The sequence below is a fragment of the Phormidesmis priestleyi BC1401 genome, from assembly GCF_001650195.1.
GTDB lineage: Bacteria > Cyanobacteriota > Cyanobacteriia > Leptolyngbyales > Leptolyngbyaceae > Phormidesmis_A > Phormidesmis_A priestleyi_B.
The window spans coordinates 1-240 of the sequence record NZ_LXYR01000210.1 but is presented as its reverse complement, the minus strand read 5'-3'; the positions used below and the strand labels follow the sequence as shown (position 1 = coordinate 240).

The window sequence follows — 240 nt, the reverse complement described above, 5'->3', positions numbered from 1 at the left end:
GTTCTAAGGAAACTTTACGATTGTCAGCCACACCCAATAGAAATCCCACTTCCTCGTTTCTGAGGAACTTCAGGTTCGCCAAACTAGAATCCCAACTATCGCCGCTCACCCAATCAGGCTTGGCACCCCAGCTTTTAATCTCTTGGAGCATCTCGATGAAATATTCGTTCTTTGTTTTATCCTCACGTTTGTCATAAATGCGAAAGTTAATCGGATCAGAATTACCCGCGATGTCTGTGT

The 240-nt window shown here is 44.2% G+C and carries 1 pseudogene; it reads right to left on the bottom strand.

What is annotated here, in order from left to right:
• Positions 1–240: pseudogene (locus tag A8707_RS26470) on the bottom strand (IS701 family transposase); the annotation flags it as partial.